The 26212-nt window shown below is 39.1% G+C and carries 17 protein-coding genes; 11 read left to right on the top strand and 6 right to left on the bottom strand.

The features are described from left to right. Nucleotides 1-81: 81 nt before the first annotated feature. Together D0T85_RS13900 and D0T85_RS13905 are read right to left on the bottom strand one after the other, a co-directional pair. Complete coding sequence (locus tag D0T85_RS13900) at nt 82-2124, bottom strand: retroviral-like aspartic protease family protein (RefSeq protein WP_163214124.1); 2043 nt, start codon at nt 2122-2124, stop codon at nt 82-84. Between the two features lie 711 nt (nt 2125-2835). Continuing rightward, nucleotides 2836-3573, bottom strand: a complete 738-nt coding sequence (locus tag D0T85_RS13905) for an HAD-IA family hydrolase (protein ID WP_163214125.1) — start codon at nt 3571-3573, stop codon at nt 2836-2838. 120 nt (nt 3574-3693) lie between these two features. Here D0T85_RS13905 and D0T85_RS13910 point away from each other — a divergent pair, with 120 nt between their 5' ends. From D0T85_RS13910 to D0T85_RS13945, 8 genes are all read left to right on the top strand, one after another. Beyond that, complete coding sequence (locus D0T85_RS13910; RefSeq protein ID WP_163214126.1) at nt 3694-4173, top strand: DUF5035 family protein; 480 nt, start codon at nt 3694-3696, stop codon at nt 4171-4173. A gap of 423 nt (nt 4174-4596) precedes the next feature. Further along, nucleotides 4597-6087 carry a 2-isopropylmalate synthase gene (locus D0T85_RS13915; protein WP_163214127.1) on the top strand — a complete coding sequence of 497 codons (1491 nt, stop codon included), beginning with the start codon at nt 4597-4599 and terminating at the stop codon, nt 6085-6087. Between the two features lie 75 nt (nt 6088-6162). Then, nucleotides 6163-7554 carry a 3-isopropylmalate dehydratase large subunit gene (gene leuC, locus D0T85_RS13920; protein ID WP_163214128.1) on the top strand — a complete coding sequence of 464 codons (1392 nt, stop codon included), beginning with the start codon at nt 6163-6165 and terminating at the stop codon, nt 7552-7554. Nucleotides 7555-7725: 171 nt separating this feature from the next. Continuing rightward, a complete protein-coding gene (gene leuD / locus D0T85_RS13925; protein ID WP_163214150.1) occupies nt 7726-8316 on the top strand; it encodes a 3-isopropylmalate dehydratase small subunit in 591 nt (196 codons plus the stop codon). Further along, on the top strand, nt 8295-9821 hold the full coding sequence (locus D0T85_RS13930) for an alpha-isopropylmalate synthase regulatory domain-containing protein (protein ID WP_163214129.1): 1527 nt from the start codon (nt 8295-8297) through the stop codon (nt 9819-9821). Before leuD ends, D0T85_RS13930 begins: the two co-directional genes overlap by 22 nt. 146 nt (nt 9822-9967) lie before the next feature. After that, entirely contained in the window at nt 9968-11035 is a 1068-nt protein-coding gene (leuB, locus tag D0T85_RS13935) for a 3-isopropylmalate dehydrogenase (RefSeq protein WP_163214130.1), read from the top strand. A gap of 141 nt (nt 11036-11176) precedes the next feature. Then, nucleotides 11177-17152, top strand: a complete 5976-nt coding sequence (locus D0T85_RS13940; protein WP_163214131.1) for a carboxypeptidase-like regulatory domain-containing protein — start codon at nt 11177-11179, stop codon at nt 17150-17152. A 191-nt stretch (nt 17153-17343) separates the two neighbouring features. Beyond that, nucleotides 17344-18243: a metallophosphoesterase gene (locus D0T85_RS13945; RefSeq protein ID WP_163214132.1), complete on the top strand. Its 900-nt coding sequence runs from the start codon at nt 17344-17346 to the stop codon at nt 18241-18243. Between the two features lie 4 nt (nt 18244-18247). On the opposite strand, the gene D0T85_RS13950 is transcribed toward D0T85_RS13945, so the two are convergent. The 4 genes from D0T85_RS13950 to D0T85_RS13965 all read right to left on the bottom strand — a co-directional run bounded on the left by D0T85_RS13950 (nt 18248) and on the right by D0T85_RS13965 (nt 19647). Then, on the bottom strand, nt 18248-18508 hold the full coding sequence (locus D0T85_RS13950; protein ID WP_163214133.1) for a hypothetical protein: 261 nt from the start codon (nt 18506-18508) through the stop codon (nt 18248-18250). Between the two features lie 3 nt (nt 18509-18511). After that, nucleotides 18512-18874, bottom strand: a complete 363-nt coding sequence (locus D0T85_RS13955) for a phage holin family protein (RefSeq protein WP_163214134.1) — start codon at nt 18872-18874, stop codon at nt 18512-18514. A gap of 21 nt (nt 18875-18895) precedes the next feature. After that, nucleotides 18896-19099, bottom strand: coding sequence for a YtxH domain-containing protein (locus D0T85_RS13960; protein ID WP_163214135.1), 204 nt, complete (start codon nt 19097-19099; stop codon nt 18896-18898). A 215-nt stretch (nt 19100-19314) separates the two neighbouring features. Then, nucleotides 19315-19647 (bottom strand): helix-turn-helix domain-containing protein, encoded by a 333-nt coding sequence (locus D0T85_RS13965; RefSeq protein ID WP_163214136.1) that lies wholly within the window; start codon nt 19645-19647, stop codon nt 19315-19317. Nucleotides 19648-20015: 368 nt separating this feature from the next. On the opposite strand from D0T85_RS13965, the gene D0T85_RS13970 reads away from it, so the two are divergent. The 3 genes from D0T85_RS13970 to D0T85_RS13980 all read left to right on the top strand — a co-directional run bounded on the left by D0T85_RS13970 (nt 20016) and on the right by D0T85_RS13980 (nt 25524). Continuing rightward, nucleotides 20016-20783 (top strand): SDR family NAD(P)-dependent oxidoreductase, encoded by a 768-nt coding sequence (locus D0T85_RS13970; protein WP_163214137.1) that lies wholly within the window; start codon nt 20016-20018, stop codon nt 20781-20783. 23 nt (nt 20784-20806) lie between these two features. Then, nucleotides 20807-21340, top strand: a complete 534-nt coding sequence (locus D0T85_RS13975) for an SPOR domain-containing protein (RefSeq protein ID WP_163214138.1) — start codon at nt 20807-20809, stop codon at nt 21338-21340. A 125-nt stretch (nt 21341-21465) separates the two neighbouring features. Continuing rightward, the gene (locus tag D0T85_RS13980) at nt 21466-25524 is read left to right on the top strand and encodes a hybrid sensor histidine kinase/response regulator transcription factor (protein WP_239060726.1); all 4059 of its coding nucleotides are present in this window, start codon (nt 21466-21468) and stop codon (nt 25522-25524) included. The last annotated feature ends 688 nt before the right edge of the window (nt 25525-26212 follow it).

The following is a 26212-nucleotide window of genomic DNA, read 5'->3' on the forward strand; positions in this document are numbered from 1 at the left end:
CTTTTAGTTCAACACAGCCTCTAACTGAACCAAACGAATAATACAGGCTCTGGTTAAATAGAACAATTAACTCCTTAAAAATCATTGTATTTTTTCTTTATAAGTAATCTTCAGTACTTTCTTTTGATTGTCTATTTCAATCACCCCTAACTTATTTAAGACAGATTGCCCCAACAGCAATGGGGCATTCTGGCTTTTAACAATAGAGGCTTTGACGTTATTTAAATGAAGACCTCCAAAAGATACATTCTGAAGGTTTACAATAGTCCCTTCTGTAATTTCGCCAGTTGCAGTCATGTAATTTTGTTTTCCAATAACATCTCGCTGAGAAAGATAGCCATTCTTAAGCATGAAACTAGCCTCTACCATCGACATGGAAACATCACTAGCCCCTGTGTCGAATATGAAATGTAAAGGCAAATCGTTAATAGTACACTTTACCTTATAAACACCACTTTCGCTTGCAAACGGAATTTCTGCTGTTTTTTCAATGTAACGTTCATTGATTTGTTCTACAGCCTGCTTATCCTTCTGTTTTTGCATAAACTCTTCAATCAACTGTTTAAACTCAGGTAATTGGCGTATATTATCCAAATCCTGATCCTGAGAGATATAAACAAATTGGTAATATCCTGCTTCTAACGCTTGTCGCAGATAAGAAAGAGCCTGTTTCTTGTCGTTCATAAGCGAATATAAACATGCAGCATCATAGTAAGTTCCTTTATCGCTTTCTTCTGCCAAAAGTTTGTTTTGCCATTCTATTGCTTTCTCTTTTTGGCCTAGATATAAAAAAGCATATTGGGTTATCGACTCGCTATCAGGTACTGTGTCTAACAAAATAACTTGTTCGAAATCTCTTCTGGCATCATCTTCATTTCCTAATGTTTTATGTATAATGCCTCGTTTCAAATACCCATAAGCTTCTTCTGGGTTTAATGCTACTGTTGTTGAATAATCCTCTAAAGCACCAGGCAGATCTCCCTGAAGATTTTTGAGCAAACCTCTTAGATTATATCCCCAAAGTGATTCGGGAACCATTGATATATACTTATCGGCAGTCTCTATAGCCTCTGGTATCATCCCTAAGCAATTTTGGATATTAGATTTCATGTAATAATAACCAGATTGTTCGGGTGCCAAGGCAATTGTTTGATCGGAGTATGTCAACGCCTGATCATAAAATCCTAAATTGTAGTAACAGTAAGCAATACGATATGCGGTTGAATGCGATGGATCTATTTTCATCGATTCTTTATATGCATTTATAGCTTTTGTATAGTCCAGGTGGTTTTCGTATATAACCCCTAAGCAGTAAGGCCAGTAACTACTAGCCGATTCCTTTAGCTGTTGAATCTTGACTTTTGTAACAATAGCTGTGTATGCAGAATCTGCAATGTGTTGCATCAGTTCAAACGATTTGTCGTCGCCATCTATATTCAAAGCAGTTATAACATCATCAATGGCTTCGTTATATTTTTTAAGTCCCAAATAACTCTCTGCCCGGAAACTATAACCAGACGAATAGTCGGAATGCAATTTTATAACATAGTCGAATTGTTTGATGGCATCTTCGTATCGTTTCTCCATGTTTGCATTTCGTCCAATGCCCATGTATCCCATCACTCCTCCTTCGTTCAGCTCAATTATCTTATTGTAATCCGTGTCCGACAAGTCGTATTTTTCTTGCTCATAATACAGTTGTGCACGTCTTTCGTAGAACTCTTCGTTGTCTGGCTCATATTTAATGGCAGTAGAAATATCATCTATAGCTTTGTTCATTTCATTCAGTCCTTCGTAAACAACAGAACGTGTTTTATAAGCAAAGCCTATATATTCGGCATCTTTTTTAGGTAAGTATTTAATTGCTTGATTAACAGATGTTAGTGCTCGTCCGTATTCTTCTGCATGATTACGCAAAACAGCAATCCAGATATAGGCATATCCATTTTGTGTGTTTTCGGATACTTCTTTAGCCAGATATTCTAAAGCTTCCTGATAATCATCATTACTAATAGCATCCATTGCCCGGTTATAGTTGTAAGAGTCCGGACGTTTTACATCCTGGGCGAAAATGGTTATTGTGCTAAGAAGGCACAGGAGAAATAAGGATATTGCCTTTTTCATAGTTGTAATAATATGTTTCAATGAAGCAAAATTAGGAAAAAATGTGGAGATGGCAAGAGGTTATTAAATAGGTGGCAAGATAATCTTTAGGATTCGCAATGCCGCATAGAATAGCCTACTTTACCTACTCTACCTACTTTACCTCCTTTATCTATTTTGACGAAGCCACAAACACAACTGGTAATCAAAAACTTACAGTACCAACACTTTTTTACCACTGAGAAAAAAGTACCACGCCTGTGGTACAAAAGTATCACAGGCAAGATACAAAAGTGCCACAAGTAAGATACAAAAGTGCCACAGGGAAGATACAAAAGTATCTTAGGGAAGAGTATTTATTGATACTATAGTAGGGACTTTCCGATAGAAAACTTTTATCCTGGTAGGATAAAGCTTTTCTCCTACCGGGATGAAGCGTTCATCCTACCGGGAGAAACCGTTTATCCTACCGGGAGAAAGGCTTCATGTTACCGGGATGAAAGAGTTATAATACTGCGATTCAAAGTATGAATAATATAGGTTAAACAGAGTACGAACAAACTGTTATTATGTTGCCTTTTTTATAACTTCCTGATATTTAGCGACTAACAAAAATGTTTTAGTGATTTAAACCAACTAGTAGAATGATTATTCATCGGAATGATCTTTTCGAAAAGCTATTTGTTATTAAACAATAAATAATTGAATTTCTTTTAAAGAATTTCAAAAAAACTAATACCCAGTGAGCTCTTTATAAAACCCATCCCACTCTCTTTCAAACTCTTCCATCGAATGAAACAAAACATCGGCTCCGGCATCCAGTAAAACCTTATCGTCAAGAGGTCCGGTATTCACAGCTACGGTAAAAACACCGGCAGCTACCCCGGCCTCTACTCCAAGCGGAGCGTTTTCTACCACAATGGCTTCATGCGGTTTGAAGCCGCCTTTTTGAAGTGCCATTAAATAAGGTTCGGGATTTGGTTTGCCGAATTTCACATCAAAAGCAGTAACCATTAATTCGGGTTTGAAGGTATTGGGGAAGTTCTGTTCCAACCTTTCCAGTAAAGATTGTTGCCCCGACCCGGTTACTACCATTGGTATTAATTTCAGTAACTTGATCTTTTCCAGCAGCGCGCGTGCACCGGGCATTGGTTCAGCGTCGGGATAAGAATTGAATATATCCGATTTGTTTTGGTATATATTTTGAATCTCCTCGGGTGTAGCATCTCTTTGGAATTCTCTTTGAAACACAATATTGATTGTTCCGGCTCCTGTACGCCCTTCGTGCATATATGCCTCTTCTTTGCAAAAGCGTGTTCCAAGGTTTACCATTGTTTGGTGCCAGGCTTCCGCATGGTAACGCATCGAATCAAATAAAACCCCATCCATATCAAATAGAACTGTTTTTAATTGGATTTTTGGGTAAGAGTGTTTTTGCAGATAATTATTTATTGCTGTCTGATATTTCATGATTACTTTAATTTGGACTGCAAATTTACTTATTATTCATCTCATAAGTGCCCTATTTACTTGGTTTTTTGCGTATTACAATATAATGCGTATTTTTGCACTACTATCAAACAAAATACAATGAGAAAACTACTGATATTGCTTTTGTTACCTTTATTGTTTCTAGGATGTGCAGACTCTGATTCTGAAATACCTGTAATGAAAATAGTTGGTGTTTTTATGGGTGGAGATGAAGAAGAAACCAACTATGCAAATAAGTTTAGTGAGTTGCCGGATTTGCAAGTAGGTGATGAAGTTGATATCGTTTTTACATTGAATGGAAATGGTGACGACTTAAAATCCTTTATTGTTGTAAACGATAATGCAGCCATTAAAACAATCATGTTCTTTTTGGGTGATGAAATATCGCTGGAATTTTCGGAGTTAAACGAAGGCAAGGCAGTTTTTGTTGATGGCGTTAACGATACCTGGGTAACGGTTAAAGCCAAAATTGTAGCCCCAATTACGGAAGAACAAGTATTATCATTTCATCTTTTCTCGAAAGCCCCTGAAGGTGCTAAAGCCCAATTAACTTTTCGGGCAAGCCAATCAAATAAGTAGAAACTTATAAGTTAAAGTGTCGGTCGACTTATGAAATGAAACTTTTTTCGATAAAAAAATAACGTTTTATTTGGAGTATATTAAATAATCTCTACCTTTGCATCGTAAAACTAAAAACAGTGCAATGAAATTATCATATATACATATTATTATTAGCGGTATTATTATTCTACTACTCTGGCAGTTAAGTGGAAGTGAGTATCGTGTGTAAAAAATGTATAGATAAGATATACTAGAAAGCCTTTCTCACTTCCATGTGCGAAAGGCTTTTTTGATTTAATAAATAGATTTAATAAAGTTAATAGAGGTTATAGAGTTAATAAAGATTATAGAGTTATAGGTTAATAAAGTTTATAAAGTCTTTGAGATTGAACTTTATCACCTTTATCCCCTTTATTCCCTCTTCCCAAAAATCCAATAAAGATGAGCGAGAAATTATTTATTTTCGACACCACATTGAGAGATGGAGAGCAAGTACCAGGCTGCCAGTTGAATACCGTAGAGAAGATTCAGGTAGCCAGAGCACTCGAAGCTCTTGGAGTGGATGTCATAGAAGCAGGGTTCCCTGTATCGAGCCCGGGTGATTTTAATTCGGTTATTGAAATTTCGAAAGCGGTTACATGGCCAACTATTTGTGCCCTTACCCGTGCTGTTCAGAAAGATATTGAGGTAGCGGCCGAAGCATTGCAATTTGCCAAACGAAAAAGAATTCATACCGGAATCGGCACATCCGACTCGCACATTAAGTACAAATTCAATTCCAACCGCGAAGAAATCATTGAGCGGGCAGTAGCAGCAGTTAAGCATGCTAAGAAATATGTAGAAGATGTTGAGTTCTATGCCGAAGATGCCGGACGAACTGATAACGAATACCTTGCCCGCGTTGTTGAGGCTGTTATCAAAGCCGGAGCCACTGTGGTTAATATACCCGACACTACCGGATACTGTTTGCCCGATGAATACGGTGCAAAAATTAAGTACCTGATGGAGCATGTAACCGGGATAGAAAAAGCAATCCTTTCCACACACTGCCATAACGACCTTGGAATGGCTACTGCAAACACAATTGCGGGTGTGTTGAATGGAGCCCGTCAGGTAGAAGTTACCATCAACGGTATTGGCGAACGTGCCGGAAACACTGCTCTGGAAGAGGTTGCCATGATCTTGAAAAGCCATAAAGATATTAAAATAGATACCAACATCAATACTCAGAAAATTTATCCGATAAGCCGTTTGGTATCTAGTTTGATGAACATGCCCGTACAACCCAATAAGGCTATTGTGGGGCGCAACGCGTTTGCCCATTCGTCCGGAATTCATCAGGATGGAGTTTTGAAGAACATTCAAACGTACGAGATCATCAATCCACACGATGTTGGTATCGACGATAGTTCAATTGTACTCACAGCCCGTAGTGGTCGTGCAGCCCTGAAACACCGTCTTTCCATACTTGGTGTTGAACCTTCGCAGGATAAATTAGATAAGATTTATGAAGAATTCCTGAAGCTGGCCGATAAGAAAAAAGATATCACCGACGATGATGTTCTTGTTCTGGCTGGTGCCGATCGCAGCAAAAACGATCGTATCAAAATGGAATATCTGCAAGTAACCAGTGGAATGGGTGTTCGTCCAGTTGCCAGTCTTGGATTAAGCATTGCAGGTGAAAAGTTCGAAGCTGCCGCCAGTGGTAACGGTCCGGTAGATGCAGCCATCAGTGCTTTGAAGAAAATAATCAACCGCCACATGACGCTTAAAGAATTTACCATTCAGGCTATCAGCAAAGGAAGCGATGATGTAGGTAAAGTACACATGCAGGTTGAATACAACAACCAGATATATTATGGCTTTGGTGCCAATACCGATATTATTGCCGCATCTGTAGAGGCTTATATTGACTGCGTCAATAAGTTTTGAGTTACTCAAAATTCATCACTCAAAATATCACTTTAAACAAAACTCATAACTCATAACTTAAAACTCATAACTCCAATGACATTATTTGATAAAATCTGGGACTCGCACATTGTAACAACCGTACAAGATGGTCCTACACAATTATATATCGACAGGCTTTACTGTCATGAAGTAACCAGTCCGCAAGCATTTGCCGGGTTACGTACAAGAGGAATTCAATGTTTCCGTCCGGAGAAGATTATCTGTATGCCCGATCACAACACACCAACACACGATCAGGACAAACCGATTGAAGATCCTGTTTCTAAAGCACAGGTCGATACTCTGGCTAAGAACGCAGCCGATTTTGGTTTAACTCATTTCGGCATGTTACACCCCAAAAACGGTATCATTCATGTAGTAGGTCCGGAGCAGGGATTAACACTTCCCGGAATGACCATTGTTTGTGGCGACTCGCATACCTCTACACACGGGGCAATGGGCGCGATTGCTTTCGGAATCGGCACCAGCGAAGTAGAAATGGTACTTGCATCTCAATGTATCCTCCAATCAAAACCCAAAACAATGCGTATCACTGTAAATGGCAAACTGGGCAAAGGGGTTACTGCAAAAGATATGGCTTTGTATATCATTGCCAAGATGACTACAGGCGGAGCAACCGGATACTTTGTAGAATATGCCGGCGAAGCTGTTCAAAACCTCACCATGGAAGGACGCCTCACCCTGTGTAATTTAAGTATTGAAATGGGTGCCCGTGGCGGAATGGTAGCGCCCGACGAAGTAACATTTGAATACATCAAAGGCCGTGAATACGCTCCCAAGGGCGAGGAATGGGATAAAGCACTGGCATACTGGAAAACATTGAAAAGCGATGATGATGCAGTGTTCGATAAAGAAATTACTTTCGATGCAGCCGATATTGCCCCTATGATAACCTATGGTACTAACCCGGGTATGGGTATGGGCATAACAGAGAACATCCCAACCATGGACAGTGTTCCCGAAGCCGGTCGGATCTCTTATGCTAAATCGCTGGAATATATGGGATTTGAAGCAGGAGAACCGGTATTAGGTAAAAAGATTGATTATGTATTTATTGGCTCATGTACCAATGGCCGTATTGAAGATTTCCGCGAATTTGCTTCCATTGTAAAAGGCAGGAAGAAAGCCGAAAATGTGATTGCATGGATTGTACCCGGTTCATGGATAGTAGATCAGCAAATAAAAGACGAAGGTTTGGATAAGATTTTCGAAGAAGCTGGATTTGAACTTCGTCAGCCCGGATGTTCGGCATGTCTGGCTATGAACGATGATAAGATACCTGCCGGAAAATATGCTGTGTCAACATCCAATCGTAATTTCGAAGGACGTCAGGGGCCGGGTGCACGTACATTGCTTGCCAGTCCGTTGGTTGCAGCTGCCGCAGCGGTAACAGGGGTTATAACTGATCCGAGAGAATTAATGTAATATTAAAGATAATCTAATCTAGTCCTCCTCCGCCCTTCGGGCACCTCCTTCAAAGGAGGATACCATGCGGAGACGCTGTATAGCGCAGCCTATCCTCCTTTGGAGGAGGTGCCCGAAGGGCGGAGGAGGATCTCCAAAACTTAAAACCTCCAAAACTTAAAAACTTAAATGATGAAAGAAAAATTCAACATACTAACATCCACCTGCGTACCATTACCTTTGGAAAACGTAGATACCGACCAGATTATTCCTGCCCGCTTCCTGAAAGCAACCACCAAAGAAGGCTTTGGCGACAATCTTTTTCGCGACTGGCGTTACGATAAACAAGGAAACAAAATCGAATCTTTTGTATTAAACAATCCTACCTATAGCGGTAAGATACTGGTTGCCGGTAAGAACTTTGGTTCCGGTTCCAGTCGCGAGCACGCAGCGTGGGCCATTGCCGGATATGGTTTCCGGGTAGTGGTATCCAGTTTCTTTGCCGATATCTTCCGTAACAATGCTTTGAACAACTTTGTGCTTCCGGTTATTGTAACCGATGAATTTCTGGCAGAACTGTTTCAGTCCATCAACAACGATCCTAAAGCCGAAGTAGAAATAAACCTACCCCAACAAACAATAACTAATAAGGTTACAGGTAAAAGCCAGCGTTTCGAAATCAATGTCTACAAAAAACTTTGTCTCGAAAACGGTTTAGACGATATCGACTTCTTGCTAAGCAATAAAGATAAAATAGAAAAATGGGAAGAAACATCCAGATAGAAATAATGGACACCACGCTTCGCGATGGTGAACAAACCAGTGGAGTGTCTTTCGTTCCGCATGAAAAACTAATGATTGCTCGTTTACTTTTAGAGGAACTAAAAGTAGATAGGGTAGAAGTTGGTTCGGCCAAGGTATCCGAAGGCGAGTTTGATGCTGTAAAAATGATATGCGACTGGGCCGCCCGTAAAGATATGCTCCAGAAAGTAGAAGTACTTGGTTTTGTTGATGGTGATGCCTCACTTAAGTGGGTACAGAAAGCCGGCTGCCGGGTAATAAACCTGCTTTGTAAAGGATCACTCAAGCACTGTCGCGAGCAGTTAAAGAAAACCCCTGAGCAACATATTGAAGATATTAAGGTGGTGCTGGAACATGCCGATGATATGGATATCGAAGTGAACGTATATCTCGAAGATTGGAGCAACGGCATGAAACACTCTCCCGAGTATGTGTTTCAAATGATGGATGCATTGAAAGAAACCAGCATTAAACGTTTCATGCTTCCCGATACTCTTGGAATACTAAATCCGTTGGAAGTGATAGAGTTTGTACGCAAAATGTTACGGTACTATCCGGATAAGCATTTCGATTTTCACCCTCATAACGACTACGATATGGCGGTAAGTAATGCTCTTGCAGCCGTATTGAGTGGTGCCAAAGGTTTGCATACTACCATCAATGGCTTGGGCGAGCGTGCAGGAAATGCCCCCTTAGCCAGTGTTCAGGCTATACTCAAAGATCATTTCGACGCTAAAACCAATATCGACGAAAGCAGATTGAACGATGTTAGCCGGATAGTTGAATCTTATTCGGGGGTACTTATACCATCTAACAAACCCATTGTTGGCGAGAATGTTTTTACACAAGTTGCTGGTGTACATGCCGATGGCGATAACAAGAATAATCTTTATTGCAACGACCTGCTTCCCGAACGCTTCGGCCGTAGGCGCGAGTATGCTCTTGGAAAAACATCCGGTAAAGCCAACATCCGTAAAAACCTTGAAGATCTTGGATTGGAACTAGACGAGGATTCCATGCGCAAGGTAACCGAGCGTATTATCGAACTCGGTGATAAAAAAGAACTTGTTACCCAGGAAGACCTGCCGTATATTATATCCGACGTTCTGAAACAGGAAGGAGAAAGCAATAAGGTGAAGCTTAAAAGTTATTTTGTAACTTTGGCTCAAGGCTTGCGCCCGATGGCTACCCTCAGCATTGAAATTAACGGTAAGATTTACGAAGAAAGCTCTTCGGGCGACGGACAATACGATGCTTTTGTACGTGCATTACGAAAGATTTATAAAAAGACACTTAACCGTAAATACCCCATGTTATTGAATTATGCGGTAACCATTCCGCCCGGCGGGCGTACAGATGCTTTTGTACAAACGGTAATAACCTGGAGCTACGAAAACAAAGTGTTCCGCACCCGCGGTCTGGATGCCGACCAAACAGAAGCAGCTATCAAAGCAACAATTAAAATGTTAAATATTATAGAAGAATAGTTTTAATGTGCCAATATGCCAATGTGGATAATATGCCAATTGGTTATTTGGCACATTAAAAAATAATAACCCGTTTAAATGCCATGGCTTGTTATATTGTTGAGTTCCTTATATTGGCACATTGGCACATTGACACATTAGAAATTATGAAAATAGCAGTACTACCGGGAGATGGTATCGGTCCGGAAATAACCAAAGTAGCACTTGATGTTACCATTGCCGTTTGCAAGAAATACGGTCACGAATTAAATTACGAGTATGGAATAGTTGGTGCCGATGCCATTGACAAGGTGGGTAATCCATACCCCGACGAAACGCACGAATTGTGTATGCGCAGTGACGCAGTGCTTTTCGGAGCCATCGGTCACCCCAGGTTCGACAACGATCCTACTGCCAAAGTGCGTCCCGAACAAGGATTACTGGCCATGCGTAAAAAGCTGGGTTTATATGCCAATCTACGTCCTGTAACCACTTTCGAATCGCTTGTTTACAAATCGCCCCTTCGCCCTGATATAGTAAGAGGAGCCGATTTTATGTGTGTGCGTGAGTTAACCGGCGGACTCTATTTTGGTCGTCCGCAAGGGCGTTCCGAAGATGGAAATACAGCTTACGACACCTGTGTATATACCCGCGAAGAAGTAACCCGCATTGTAACCCTGGCTTATGAATACGCAATGAAACGCAGAAAGAAGCTCACCATTGTAGATAAAGCCAATGTACTTGCAACCTCCCGTTTGTGGCGTGAAGTATCCCGCGAAATTGCTCCTGCCTATCCCGAAGTTGAAACAGAATACATGTTTGTAGATAATGCCGCCATGCGATTAATCCAGTGGCCCACATCCTTCGATGTATTGGTTACAGAAAACATGTTCGGCGATATCCTTACCGACGAGGCTTCGGTGATTACCGGTTCAATGGGATTATTACCATCGGCCTCCATCGGTACCCACACATCGGTATTCGAACCTATTCACGGTTCATGGCCCGAAGCTGCCGGACAAAATATTGCTAACCCGCTGGCAACAGTGCTATCGGCCGCAATGATGCTAGAATATGCATTCGGATTGAATGAAGAAGCAGCGCTGATCCGTAAAGCTGTAGATGCCTCTATCGATAAGAATATCCGTACACAAGATATTCAGGTAGAGGGCGAAAAGGCATATACCACATCTCAGGTAGGAGAGTGGCTTGTGAATTTTATTCTGTCGGCGTAATTGGATTGAACCGCAGAGTTACGCTAAGTTACGCGGAGTTTTAGTTTCGATGCCGCAGGAAAACTAAAACTCTGCGTAACTTAGTGTAACTTAGCGGTTCAACCATTCTTGAATTCGGGTTAAAAACATATCTTTGTATGTATGAAAAAGAATCTAGTTACCTTTTTAGCACTTCTTTTGTTTTCGGTACAAATGTATGCTCAGAATCGCTTACCCGAAAGCAGCAAAGGTTCGGCAAACCTGTATATCTACTCTGTAGATAAAAGTAATCTTCGTAAAATTCATCTCAAAGATAAAGTAGCAACCGAGGATATGTTGGGGAAATACATTACCGATTTTCCCCGGGGACAGGAAATGCCAAAGTTAGCCCGAGGCAACTATTTGGTAGCCAGTGCGGTAGAAGGAAACTTAAACATCTCGGATTATATAATAGACGATCTCTATTTTAAGGTAATACCATCCGATGAATTTATGCTTTGCTTGTACGATTCGTTAGGCAACTTTATTACCGATGCCATAGTGAAACGTGGTAGTCAAACACTAAAATACGATAAACAAACACATACTTACAACATAAAAAAAGTAAAACACGATGAAGTCATAGAAGTAAATAATAAAGGAGTATACCACTATATAGAAATAGGGGAAAGGGGTTATGGCCTTTATTATACCTACAGAAATAAGCTTATTAAAAGAATGTGGTGGGGAGTGAAGCATTTTTGGCATAGTATGAAATATGGAATAGAATGCTTGTTCGATCCGGATGAACGTTCAAGAAACAAATATACCGGATTTGTGGTATTTTCAAAACCCCAATATAAACCTGGTGAAACAGTAAAGTTCAAAGCCTACATGGCTAAAAACGGAACACCCTATAATGAACCTGTAGATATACAACTTCATGACAGATATCCATTCAAAGTAGACACCATCCTGGCCCGCGTTCAGCCCTATCGGCCGGGTATGTACGAATATGAATTTGAATTATCCGATAAACTTAATCTCACGCTGGATGTTTCATACACCATTCAATTGAAAACTGGGAAAAAACACTATTACACAATATCCGATAAATTTCGGTATGAAGACTATGAACTGGAAAGCACTCGCTTTTCTATGGAAACCGATAAAGACGAATATGTTAAGGGCGATTCTGTAAAGTTGAAGTTCAATGTTGCCGATGAGAATGAAATGATTGTTTACGACGGCAAAATAGAATTACTGGTAAAATCGGAACCATTGAACCCTCATAAACTTAAAAAAATAGCCGCAGGTTTTGTACCCGATACTTTATGGACTCATACAATGATACTGGATGGTACTTTGAAACGAGAAATTATAGTGCCCGATTCAATATTTCCACCCGGAATATCTTTCGATTATACAGTTGTTGCAACCTATCTCAGTTCGAACAACGAAAAGAAAACAGCAGAAAAACGTCTCTCCAGAAAAGCAGATGATTATGTTATAGACTTTTCACTAAAGAAAGGCATGTTAACCATCACCCAATTGGCAGAGGGAGAAAGTAAACCGGTAATGGCCGATATCTCTGTTGAAGGGGAAAACAATGAAGTTATTTTGGCTAAGTCTGTAATGTTGCCCCACACCATCTCTTTGCCATGGTTTGCAACCGATGTAACTGTGAAAACTATCCATTCAATAGACTGTTATTTAATTAAAAATATAATAGACGAACAATTGGAATATCGGTTTTATCGCCAAAACGATTCCATTTATCTAAAAGTAGATAATCCTGCAAATATACCATTCTGGTATACTGTGTGTCGCAATAAAAGCGAAATAACGCACGGGTACACTACCCAACTTGATTATGCGATAAAAGATAATAATCAGGGATACAATATGCAGATAGCTTATTTGTTTGGAGATGCAGGAAGGATTATCAACAAAAGCCTGCCGTTTATTCAAAAGAATATTTCGATGGAGGTATCTACACCCACATCGGTATATCCCGGACAAAAAGCCAATGTACAAATAACAGTAACCGATAAAAAAGGGAAACCAGTAAACAATGCCGATATAACAGCTTATGCATTTACATCTAAGTTTCAAAATCAAAATCTGCCCAATATAGCTATACACGGCAAAAGTAAATATGCACGCGATATTAAAACCATAGAGTATAAAACAAATAAAGACGATATCAAGGATCAGAAAATCCACATGACATGGAATCGTTGGAAAACTTCAATGGCATTGGATACAGTAGAATATTATAACTTCTTGTATCCGGAAACCTATTATGTATATACCGAACCCACAGCAGATAAACGTACTCTTATATCTCCTTACATTGTAGTTGACGGAGCTTTGCAAATGATACACATGTTGTGGATTGACGACAGATTGTATTATACCAACGCATCCGAGCAATGGAATGTCTATTCCTTTGCTGTTGAACCGGGAAATCATACATTGAAGTTCCGAACCTACAATCGCGATGTTTCTGTACATAACTTGTATATAAAAGAAGGTGAAAGGAATATTTTCTCTTTTAATGCCGCATCACCCTATACGCGGTTAGAAAGTATGGATAAAGAAAGGGATCTGCCACTTGTAATCTCGTCACGGTTAAGGAAGAAAAAAGAACACGGCACATTTACCGATAACGAAAAAGAATACCTGGCTAGCCAACTGATAACTATTGATAATAATTTTGGCGAAATACAATTTCCCAATGTGAAGCATACGGTAGACATTCCTGCCTATATAAAATCAGGAGATACCTATTATTATATTAATCACAATACCCAGACTCGTTATGATTATACATTGAAAGGTATGGTTAACGCTCCAGTACTGATGGGGCCTTTTCCCAAACGCAGTACTATGAATGGAATAACCAACCTGGCTGCCGTATATCGTGACAGTAGCAAGTTACTTACATGGATTGATCTGGAAGGAGGCAATAAATACACAGTATACCCTGGTTATCAGAAAATTAAAGGTTGGAACAAAGCACCTTTCATCCGGGATGTCCGAAAACAAATGGTTGCCAGAGATTTCAGAGAAACTCCATTGACAGTAGATAATATGCTGAAACATGCTCACGGTAAATTACTTTCAACTTTACAAACCACGTATGGTCCTGCCGAAACAAGGTATGTAGGAAACCTCTCGGGCAAGTTGGAACTTTATCTGGGTAAGCATAAAAATGGAGAAGCGTTAAAACCGGCCTTACTCTTTATTGTACCCGAAGAAAAGAAAGATATTGGCAAATATCAGTTATATTATGGAGGTACCCGTAACTTTGTAACATTGCCAACAGGTAAAATAAATGTGTCTCTTATTTTTAACGATTCAACCTCGTACACCAAGCAGGTAACCATATATCCCAATGGAAAGAATTTCCTGAATATTGATTCAATATCGTATGGCAACGAAAAGGAAACAGCAATAACTGCATTTACTATCTTCAACCGGGGAGTTAAGAAAGTTTATCCCGGAAACCCATATCAGGAAAATAATACAAAAGACAGTGTAGTAACAATAGCGCCTAATAATCTCAATAATCTCGGAAAGTATCGTAAAGGTTATATTAATCAAGGAACCATATCCGGCATTATTTATGATGACATGGGCGAACCGGTTATAGGTGCAAGTATCTTTATTGCTGGTACAACTATTGGTACAATAAGTAATCTCGATGGGTATTTTGAGTTATCGGGTGTATCGGCTGGAGCAAAGATTGAAGTATCGTATATTGGATATTTGCCAACATCAGTAGAATATAATGGAGGATATGATTATAACATCCAGCTAAATCCGGATAACAAGGCATTGGAAGAAGTTATTGTGGTAGGTTATGGTGTGCAAAAGAAGGGTGATTTGATAAACAATGTTACTTCTGATGTAGAAAGCGCTTTAACCGGAAAAATTCGAATTCGGGGAGCATCCGGAACTTCTGAGCAGCCATTGATTCTTGTTAACGGTTTGCCATTCGAAGGTGACTTTAACCATTTGAACGAGGTAATTTCAATGGATGTTTTGAGAGATCCTTCTTTAATAGGCATTTATGGTTCGAGAGCGGCCAATGGCGTAATCATGATTCAAACCAAAGATCCGGAAATTAACCTTGCTGAGGTTGAAACCAATGATAATTTCCCCATAATGGAAGGTAATGCCATGCGCCGTAATTTCCACGACGATGCCTTTTGGCAGCCACGTTTAGCAACCAATGAAAAAGGCGAAGCCTCTTTCGAAGTAACTTATCCGGATGATATCACCAGTTGGAATGCTTATTTCATTGCTATCGGAAACAAAAAGCAAACTGATAAAAAGCAAATAACCATAAAATCATTTAAAGCATTGGTTGCAGCTTTATCAACTCCTCGTTTTGCTGTAAGGGGCGACAGCTTGAACATGGTTGGCAAGATAACAAACCGTACAGGCGATAGTATATCTGTTAAACGGAAGATAAACTTCGGCGAAGAGGTGTTGGAAGAAAACCTTAGGTTATCAAAATCACACATCGATTACATTCCTGTAAGTGTACAAATCGGCGATAGTATTACCCTAAGCTACTCTTTGCAGATGGAAAGCGGCTACTTTGATGGTGAAGAACGTTCGTTCCCTATTATAGAACAAGGTATGGAGCAAACCTATGGCTACTTCAACGTTTTAAATGATACCGTAACACAGGTATTTACCCCCAATCCGGCATTGGGAACTGTTACCATTCATGCCGAAGCATCTAGTCTTGAAATGTTTCTGAAAGAAATAGAAAAAGTAGATAAGTATCCATATATGTGTAACGAACAGATGGCATCGAAAATAAAAGTACTACTATCTAAAAAGCAGATTGCCAGGATGTTTGGAAAGGAATTTAAAGAAGACAATAAAGTAAACAACCTGATTAACCGTTTGCACAAAAACACCAATAGCGAAGGGCTATGGGGATGGTGGAACAAAGAGCGTACAGAACAATGGATATCAAACCAGGTAATAAGCGCATTGCTCGATGCCGAAGAAGCAGGCTATAAATCGAATCTGAATATACCTACCATGCAGCGCGCCCTAACCGAAGAGGTAAAAAACGGATTAGCAAACCTGCGGCTTACTACACCCAACAAGGTACCTTATGCCAAGCAGGAACTACTACAACGGCTTATTACCTTGAAACGTATTAACGCACCCATTGAATACGAGCAGTATTTAGAGCAGATAAACCAACAACTTCCCAGCCGAACGCTTACCGATAAACTAAAAGTTATAGAAAGCATGGCAGTTATTGGTTTACAGAACAAAATAAATATAGATTCGCTCATGCACTATTCGCGTAAAACTATGTTGGGTTCTCTGTTCTGGGGAGACGAGGAAGAACATTCTTTTTACAGAGGTTTTTATGTTCCCTACAACAATAATGTGAATAATACTCTTATTGCTTACAGAATTCTGAAAGTAATAGGAGGATATGAGAAAGAATTGGAAAGAGTACGTAATTACTTCTTTGAGCGTCGGCAGGGTGGGGCATGGGCCAACACATACGAGTCGTCGCGGATTATAGAAACAATCATGCCCGATATGCTAACCCCTGATCGGCAGTTTGCAGAAGTAATCATGACTTTGAACAACAAGAGAATAACCAAATTTCCATTTACCGAAGAAATAGAATCGCCTGCACCTTTATATATAAAGAAAGAAGGAACTGCTCCGGTTTTTGTAACAGTTTACCAACAGTCTTGGAATCCTGATCCCCAACCGGAATCTTCAAAGGGATTTGCTGTAAGATCTGTATTTACTGCTAATGGTGATTCCATATCTAATCTAACCGCAGGTTCGGTTGCCCAATTAGAGGTAACAGTAACTGTTGAGGCCGATGCTGAGTATGTACAAATAGAGATACCCATTCCTGCCGGATGTTCTTATGATTCGAAAAAATCCGGAAGCTATTCAAAAGAAGTTCATCGCGAGCATTTTAAAGATAAGGTAGTGATATTTAGTAATAAGCTAACAAAAGGTAAACATACTTTTTCTGTTGATTTAATACCAAGGTTCACTGGTAGGTATATTCTTAATCCGGCAAAGGTAGAGTTAATGTACTTCCCTGTGTTTTATGGAAACGAGAAAGTGAGAGTAGTTAACCTAAACTGTTAACACGAAATGCAAAATGCTAAAACATGTTATTAAACACACTGTTTTTCTTGGATAATTTGCAGATATGCTCAAAGTCCGTATCTTTGTACTGTGTTTTTCATAGTATTAGATTTAAGGTTAACAAAGGTTGGGATCAAGCGTGATCCCTTTTTTTATGTCCATACCTCTCACTATTTTCAATTCTCAATTTAATGAACAGACGTATATTTTTAAAGCAAGCAGCAAAAGGAGTAATTCTTCTGGCTACCGCCCCTTCACTAATATCATGCTTAGATAAAAAGTCGGTAAAGTTTGGTATAATAACGGATTTGCATTATTCGCAACGGGCATCATACGGAACACGTTATTTCTCACAAACAATGGATAAACTAAAGGCAGCACTAGAGGTCTTTAATAAATCCGACCTTGATTTTTTGATTGAGTTAGGCGATTTTAAAGATCAGGACAGTGAACCACAACGTGAAGCAACTATAACCTATCTGGATGAAATAGAGAAAGTGTACCAAACTTTTCAGGGCCCCCGATATCATGTGTTGGGTAACCACGATATGGACAGTATTTCCAAAGAAGATTTTCTGAATCATACCACCAACCATGGGAGTGCCAATAAGAAAACATACTATTCGTATACAGTGAATGGTATCAAATTTATTGTTCTTGATGCAAATTTTAACGAAGACGGTACCCCTTATGATAGTGGAAACTTTACCTGGACCAGTACTTATATTAATCAGGAGCAAATTGAGTGGTTAAGTAGGGAATTGGCAGATAAAAGCAAACCGATAGTAATCTTTGTACATCAGTTGTTGGATAGTTTTTCGGATATATCCTCTTCTCTTTGTGTAAACAATGCAGAAGAAATAGTTCCTCTGTTAGAGAGAAACGGAAAAGTATTAGCTGTATTTCAGGGACATCATCATGCCGGCCATTATAGTTGCCGGAATAATATTCATTACTGGACAATGAAAGGAATGATTGAAGGTAGTTTCCCCGATAATAACAGCTTTGCTATAGTTGAAATAGATTCGGAATATAATATTAATATAAACGGATTTGCTAATTGCGAGGATAGCATAATGAGTAGTGAGTAACTACTCATTTCCTTCTGAATAACTTTTTTATTTTTTTTATAATTTTGTATCCCATCATTGCACCATCAAAAAGAGCAATTCCGGTACCAACTTTCTTGAATATGCTTCCACCATTAGTGTTGCTCGAGAAAGGAGAAATTCTTTTTGCAGAATAAACAATCACTTCTTTCTGTAAATTAATCTCGGTTAGAACTTCCTGTTTACGTTGTTTAATATCAGCAAGTTCTAATTTTTTAAGGTGATTCACTGTTAGTTGTTTATTCATGACCTATTTATTTGAATCGTTATTATAAAATAAGTTTGCAATAAAGTTAAGGATTGGGTTGATAACCAGTTTCTTGCGGCACAGGTATAATATAAAAGTAAACACCACACCAATACCCGAAATAATAAGGAAACTGTTAGTCATTCCACCCACATACGGCTCCATTAAATAGGCCAAAGCAAGTAATAAATAGAATAGAACCATCATGCTTAATATGATAATGAGCATTATCAGCATTAATGTAGAAAAAATAACCGTTATTTTTTCTATTAATTCTAATTTTACGTATTCCTTCTGAAGCTCAAAATACTTTTCACACTCTTCGATAAGCAGACGAATACTTTTGGTACTTTTTTCAGTAAACATAATGGTTCTATCCTTTAATTATTAGTCATCTCCTTTCATTTCAGCAGCAATCTCATCAACCAAATCATCTAATTCGTTACGGTTGAGTTTAATACCTCTCTTACGTAGAATTTCAATAATTTTGTGTCTTGTATCTTCTCCTTTTTCAGGAGCAAATAACATACCAGCGGCAGTACCAACTACTGCACCACCTAGGAAAGCTAATAAAACATTAAGTCCTTTCATAATTATTTTGTTTTTAAATGGTGATACTACAAAATTAACATTATTCTTGGTATATTGTTCTCTGGAATCAACTTTTTAAATATAAATTGTCTTTGTCATACTCAAAGGCGCATCTTCGACTTGGAGTCATGGCTAGCTCGCCAACTTTCCTGTCTTCAAAGAATACAAATATTTTATTTATCTGTTTTATTTTACTGAGGGAGTTTTTCTTTCTACTATTTGTGGTCATTGTGTGTTCTTCCTCTTTTTCTGTTTAGGTTTCTATTAATCTGATCCAATTCTGCCATTGTGGAATAGCGTGGCTCGGACAATAACACGTTCAACTCATCAGTATATCCCAATGCTTTTGCTAAAGAAACAAAAGAGGCTAAGGATATCGTGAACTGTGTTTCAAATTTAGTGATTGTCGATACGGGTACTTTACTTAGCTCAGACAGTGCGTTACGAGACAGCCCTTTTTCTAATCTTCGCTTTTGAAGGTTTTGAGCCAGCCTCTTCAAGATATCTTCGGGTGTATCAACATCGAAAGTATATAGTTGATTATTCATACTATTATGTTTCTAAACTGCTTTATTCATATTCCAGAATGGAAGGAGTTATCGCTTCGCTAGGAGTTAAAGGAGTTAAAGTTTTAGATGCTCTGAAGTATCTTAGAGCTATAACTCCTAAGGAGCAAAGCTCCTGATAACTCCCTTAACTCCTTCCATTCTGGAGTATAATGGTAATAACAAAAGTAGATAAGAATTTGCTGTATTCAAAATGTATGAAGTTAAAGATTGTCCATGGTTATATGATTAAATGGATGTGTGGGATATCTCCTCAAAACTCTTTTAATCAAATTTAAGCCCTTAACTGGCTGATTGTCCGATATTATATAATATATTTGCTGTACTTTAATTAAAGAATGTGAATTTTGATGGAGAATAAGTTAGTGTTTATAACTGGGGCGAGCAGTGGAATAGGAGAGGCCTGTGCACGAAAATTTGCTGCCAACGGAGCAAATCTCATTTTAAATGCCCGTAATTTAGCCCGACTGCAAGAATTAAAGAAAGACCTGGAATCTCAGTATTCCATATCAGTCTATTTACTTCCTTTTGATGTAAGAGACAGGGAGCTCGTTATAAAATCAATCAATTCATTACCAGCTAAATGGCAGGATATAGATATCCTTATTAACAATGCCGGATTGGTAATAGGTGTTGATAAAGAATTTGAAGGAAATCTCGACGAGTGGGACACTGTAATTGATACCAATATAAAAGGTTTGCTTACAATGACGCGTATCATTGTACCCGGAATGATAGAAAGGCAAAAAGGACAAATCATTAATATTGGCTCTATTGCCGGCGAGGCTGCATACCCCGGAGGCAGTGTTTATTGTGCAACCAAAGCAGCAGTAAAGGCTCTTACCGATGGACTTCGCATTGATTTGGTTGATACACCATTGCGTGTTACCAACATAAAGCCCGGAATGGTTGAAACAAATTTCTCGGTAGTGCGTTACAGGGGCGATAAAACAACAGCTGATAACTTTTATAAAGGAATACATGCTTTGAGTGGAGAAGATGTTGCCGAATCGGTATACTTTGCGGCCTCCGTACCACCACATGTTCAGATTGCCGAGATATTGGTGATGCCCACTAATCAGGCAACAGGAACAATATCTTATAAAAAGAATACATAGAATTAACTAAATTGAAATAAAATATGAAAAAGGTTTTAGTTTTAGGATTGAGCTTATGCACAATCTTTGCATTTACATCATGCAGTTCCAGCGAAAGTGCCTATAAAAAGGCTTATGATAAGGCCGTGACCGACGAATTAGCCGGAACCGGTACTATACCAGTTGATTTTGCTCCGGTTGTAACCTCAACCAATGATGCAAGTGTAACTACTAGTACAACAACAACTACCACTCCGGTGGTTCAGCCTCCTGCTCCGTCTAGTGATGTTAAACAGGAGCAAGTTACTTATGTATCAGGAAATGAAGCATTAAAAGCATATAGCATTGTATGTGGTAGCTTTGGCTTAAAAGAGAATGCCGAAGGCTTGAAAAGATTCCTGACTTCCGAAGGCTATAACGCAACCATTGCATTTAATGCCGACAGAGCCATGTACAGAGTTATTGTAGATTCATATAACGATAAAGACTCGGCTGCCAGAGCACGCGACACTTTCCGTGCAAAATATCCTAGTCGTTCAGACTTCCAGAATTCCTGGTTACTTTACAGAATCTATTAGGAATTGGAATTGAAACGCTGAGTTATGCTAAGTTACGCGGAGTTTTTAGTTTCGATGCTGCAGAAAAACTAAAAACTCCGCGTAACTCTGCGTAACTCAGCGTTTCAAAAAATCAGCACCAACCAATGAAACACCTGCCACTAATCCCTCTTTTCCTCCTATTATCCATCTCTAGTTTAGCCCTTAATAAGTCTGATTACCGTTTTCATACCATGCCCGAAACCTCTTACTACGGTGGTATTCATAGCATTACTAAAGATAGCATTGGGCGAATATGGTTTAGTGGTTATGACGCCTTGTTTGTGTATAACGGCAATTCGTTTACCCCAATGAACGATCTGGTTACAAGCTTTTTGCCCGGATCGTATTGGTCGTACGGACAAGTTATTACCGATGCATCCAAGCGGTTATATGTTTGTACCAATCACGGATTATTAAGATTCAATTATCAAACCAAAGACTTTGAACTTCTTCTGGAAGGGAATATCGGTTCAATTACCTCCGGCGATGATGGCACCATCTGGCTGGTAAGAGACAGTAAGATTGAATCATTCCACTCCGATCAACTACCTGATATAACCCAATACCCTATACCTTCGAACATTGTGGTATCTGAACTAATATGTACTAAGAAACACTTTTATGTTGCATCTACAGGAAAATTATACCGGTTAAATAAACAAACCGGAGAGTATAACCTGTTTGCCACCATAGGTGGCGAAAACCATATAATAAAAGATGTGATAGAGCATAATGAATCAGTATACATACTCACCCACATGGATGGTTTGTTTGAGTGCGATAGCAACGGACAGATAGTGAAACACTATAATCTCTCGCGCGAATACGACAAGTCGGCAGGAGCAAAAAAGCTCTATATAGATTCTTCCAATACCATTTGGATGGCTACTCAAACCGGACTTTTCCTTTTAGATCCGTATACCGAAGAGATTAGTTTACTCCGGTTTAATCTTCACGATACATATTCGCTACCCAACAATTCAGTATGGTCTATCTACCCCGATCCCGACGGAGGTGTGTGGATAGGAACATATGGAGGTAAATTAGCCTACATAACCTTTTTTGATAACAATGTAAACTACTTCAAAGCCACTCCCGGTGGACTGAACCACCCTATAGTAAGCTGTTTTGAAGAAGACAAAGAAGGAAATCTATGGATTGGTACCGAAGGTGGAGGCTTAAATTACTGGGATAGAAAAACAGACAGGTTTTCTTATTATACACAAGGAAACAAAACAGGCATAACATCGAACATGATAAAAAGGCTGCGATACGACCGCAAACAGAACATCCTGCAAATATCAGCGTTTAACGGAGGTATGGAGCAGTTCGATGATAAGCAACACCGTTTTATCGATTTGCAAATGCACCATCCCGGCACATCGCAACAGTTAAGTGTGTATGATTTTGAAATAGAAGGCGATTCGGGCATCTGGATGACAGATCCTGATGCCAGATTAATGTATAAGGATAAGAAAAAAGGCACAATAGAGGTTGTTTCTCTATTTGATTCGGAAGGAAATCCGGTTAGAATGCAAATCGAAACTTTGTTTCGCGACCAAGGCAATAACCTGTGGCTGATAACCCATAACGGAGCATATATTGTAGATGTTACTACCCGGCGCATCACTAAACATTATTATATAGAGAATGCACCCTATGCGGTAAATAACCTCTGTTCGTTTTGTATCACATCCGGGTTTGATATCTGGTTTGGAACACGTGGAGGCGGAGTTAACAGATTAGCAAAAGATGGTAGTTACACAAACTTCGGCGAGAAAGAAGGGCTTTTAGGTAAAACTGTATTTGGTATACTTGAAGATGATTCATCAAAAGATGTTTGGTTTAGCACCAATGATGGTTTGTATTATTACGATTTTCAAAACAGGAAGATAAGTAAATCTGCCATTGAGTATCTGGATCTTTGTGGCGCCTTTTATGTACGGTCGTGCTATAAAACATTGAACGGAGAAATGTTATTTGGAGGTACTAACGGCTTTATTATGTTTACACCCAGCAAAATTAAGTACAACAACCAAAAGCCCAAAGTATTCTTTACCGATTTATTAATTAATAATGAAAGAATTATTCCCGGAACAAAAGGCTCTCCGTTAACAAAAGATATATCCACGTTGTCTTATTCGGAGGGTAACGAAAATAAAATTGTACTATCGCATAAACAATCTAATATTGAAATATGTGTTTCGGCAAACAGCTATTTACAAGCCGAAAAGAATCAATATGCTTACAGAATGTTGGGACTTTCTGACCAGTGGAGCTTTTTACCCAGAGGACAAAAAGCAATACAATTCTTTAATTTACCTGCCGGAGACTATATTTTTGAAGTAAAAGCTGCTAATAATGACGATTTATGGGGTAACGATGTTGCTGCCTTATACTTTAAGATAAAGCCATCGCCCTTCCTATCTGTTTGGGCATACATTGTTTATGGTATATTAGTACTGTTTATAGTTTACTTCATTTGGCGGTATTTTACTAATAAGAAGATATTCAAGCATCAGCTCGAAATGGAACAGATGAAGGAGCAAAACATGAAAAAGCTCACCCAGGCGCGTATCAACTTCTTCACCAATATCTCGCACGACCTTAAAACTCCGCTCAGCCTGGTAATTGATCCTTTGAAACAGTTGAAAGAGTTTCTGCCCAACGATCAATCGTCTAACGCCAGAACCTATGTAAATCTTATCGAGCGAAATATAAACCGCATTCAGCGTATGATTAGCCAACTGCTTCAATTCAGGGAGATCGAAAGCCAGAAAATAACCTTCAATCTACAATCGGGCGATCTGATTCAATACATTGGCGATATTTTTTCGTTATTTGAACTCTATGCCAATAAAAAAGGAATTGAAACCGATATCCGGTCCGACATGGATAGCCTCTACACCCGTTTCGACCACGATGCAATAGAGAAAATAATAACTAACTTGTTTTCGAACGCTATTAAATACACTTCAGAAAACGGCTTTTTGGGTGTGAAGATAAACAGGATTACCAATGCCGAAGCCGAAGAACTCGCTTTATTGCCCCAAACAGATGCCGAATATATTTCGGTTGCTATCACCAATACAGGAACAGAGATTCCGGATGATAAAAAAGAGGAAATATTTGAATCCTTTAAACGGTTAACTTCTGGTCGGCCAGCTTTTGAAGACAGTACCGGGTTAGGATTATCCATAGTTAAGGAACTGGTTAGCAGTCTCAATGGAGTTGTTACTTTGCAGTCGGGCGATTCGAAAGTTACATTTACCGTGGTGTTGCCTTTCCCTCTGAGCGCAGATAAAACCAACAGCAATGTAGTTTCTTATGAATATACAGTTTCCGAAATTGATAACATCCTGACAGAATCCGAAGGAATAAACCTGAGTGATAAACGAAGTCGTAAAGCATCGAGCATTGTTGTTATTGAAGATGATCCAGCTTTGCGAACTTATATGGAGCAGCGGTTGTCCGAATACTATAATGTTTATACAGCCACCAATGGTGTTGAAGGCATAGCAAAAACCAAAAAGATATTCCCTCAGATTGTAATCACCGATTTAATGATGCCCGAGGCCGATGGCTTTGACGTTTGCCATAATCTGCGATCAAACATTCAAACCAGTCATATTCCTATCGTTGTATTATCGGCCATGGGCCAGAACACAGGAAACAAAATCAAGGCATTAGAAAGCGGAGCAAATGTATTCATAGATAAACCGTTCGATATGGACTTCTTGTTGAAGCAGGTAGATAACCTGATAAAGAACCAGAACGAACTAAAAGAGCTATACAGCAAAAAGTACATTGCCGAACCCTCTAAAATTACCATATCGTCAATGGACGAGGAATTGCTGAAAAGAGCAATGGAGTGTATAGAACGGAACATTGCCAATTGCGATTACAATGTAGAGTCGTTTGTGTCTGATATGGGAATTGGGCGTACACTTTTATACCAAAAAATCAGTGATATTGTAGGCATGTCTATTAAGGAATTCATTATGGATGTCCGCCTTAAGCGTGCTGCACAATTACTAAAGGAATCAGACCTCACCATATCCGAGATAGCGGATAAAACAGGATTCAATAACCCTAAATACTTCAGCATTTGCTTTAAAAAACACTTTGAATTGACACCTTCGGAGTTTAAGAAAAGGTTATAATATGTTAATGTGCCAATATGCCAATATGTCAATGTGCTAATTGGCTGCGCATTAATAAATTAATAACATTGACATATTAGTAATTGGTATTTGCACATTGGCATATTTGCACATTAGCATATTGGCACATTAATAACCTTATTGTATAGACTTCATCACTTTTTTGTGCCATTACATGGCGCTCGCTGATTATCAGCGGATTACCTTAATGAAAAGGGTGGCGCAGGGTGGCGCAAGCGAAAAAACATCTATATTTGCGAAAGAAGAAAAACCGTTCAGGTACAATAAGCGTGGTTGTTGTCAGTAAATCCTCTGGCAGAAATAAAGTGTTTAGGTGCTGTCAATACAGAAGATGAAGCTCAATCATTAAATCCAGTCTATTCAGTTGCCCGTTAGGGATAGGGCTCTATCAATTGCCCTGATGGTTGTTAGAAAGATTTCTTTCTTGGCTTTAGCCAAAGTTGATTTAATTTGGCTAAAGCCCAAATTGTTATACCTTTCAGACCGTCAGCTAAAAGCAGACGGCAATTGATAATTACTTAATCAACTTAGAACTTAACTTCCCAACCAATTAACTTCCCCAACCCCACAAATTAACTCCTGCATCCGCAGTAAATAACTATTTTTTCTGCACATTCAAACTAGGCTGTTTATAAACAACCAATTAGCTTTCTATAAAGAGCTGATT

This window comes from Bacteroides sp. 519 (genome assembly GCF_010500955.1).
GTDB lineage: Bacteria > Bacteroidota > Bacteroidia > Bacteroidales > Bacteroidaceae > Bacteroides.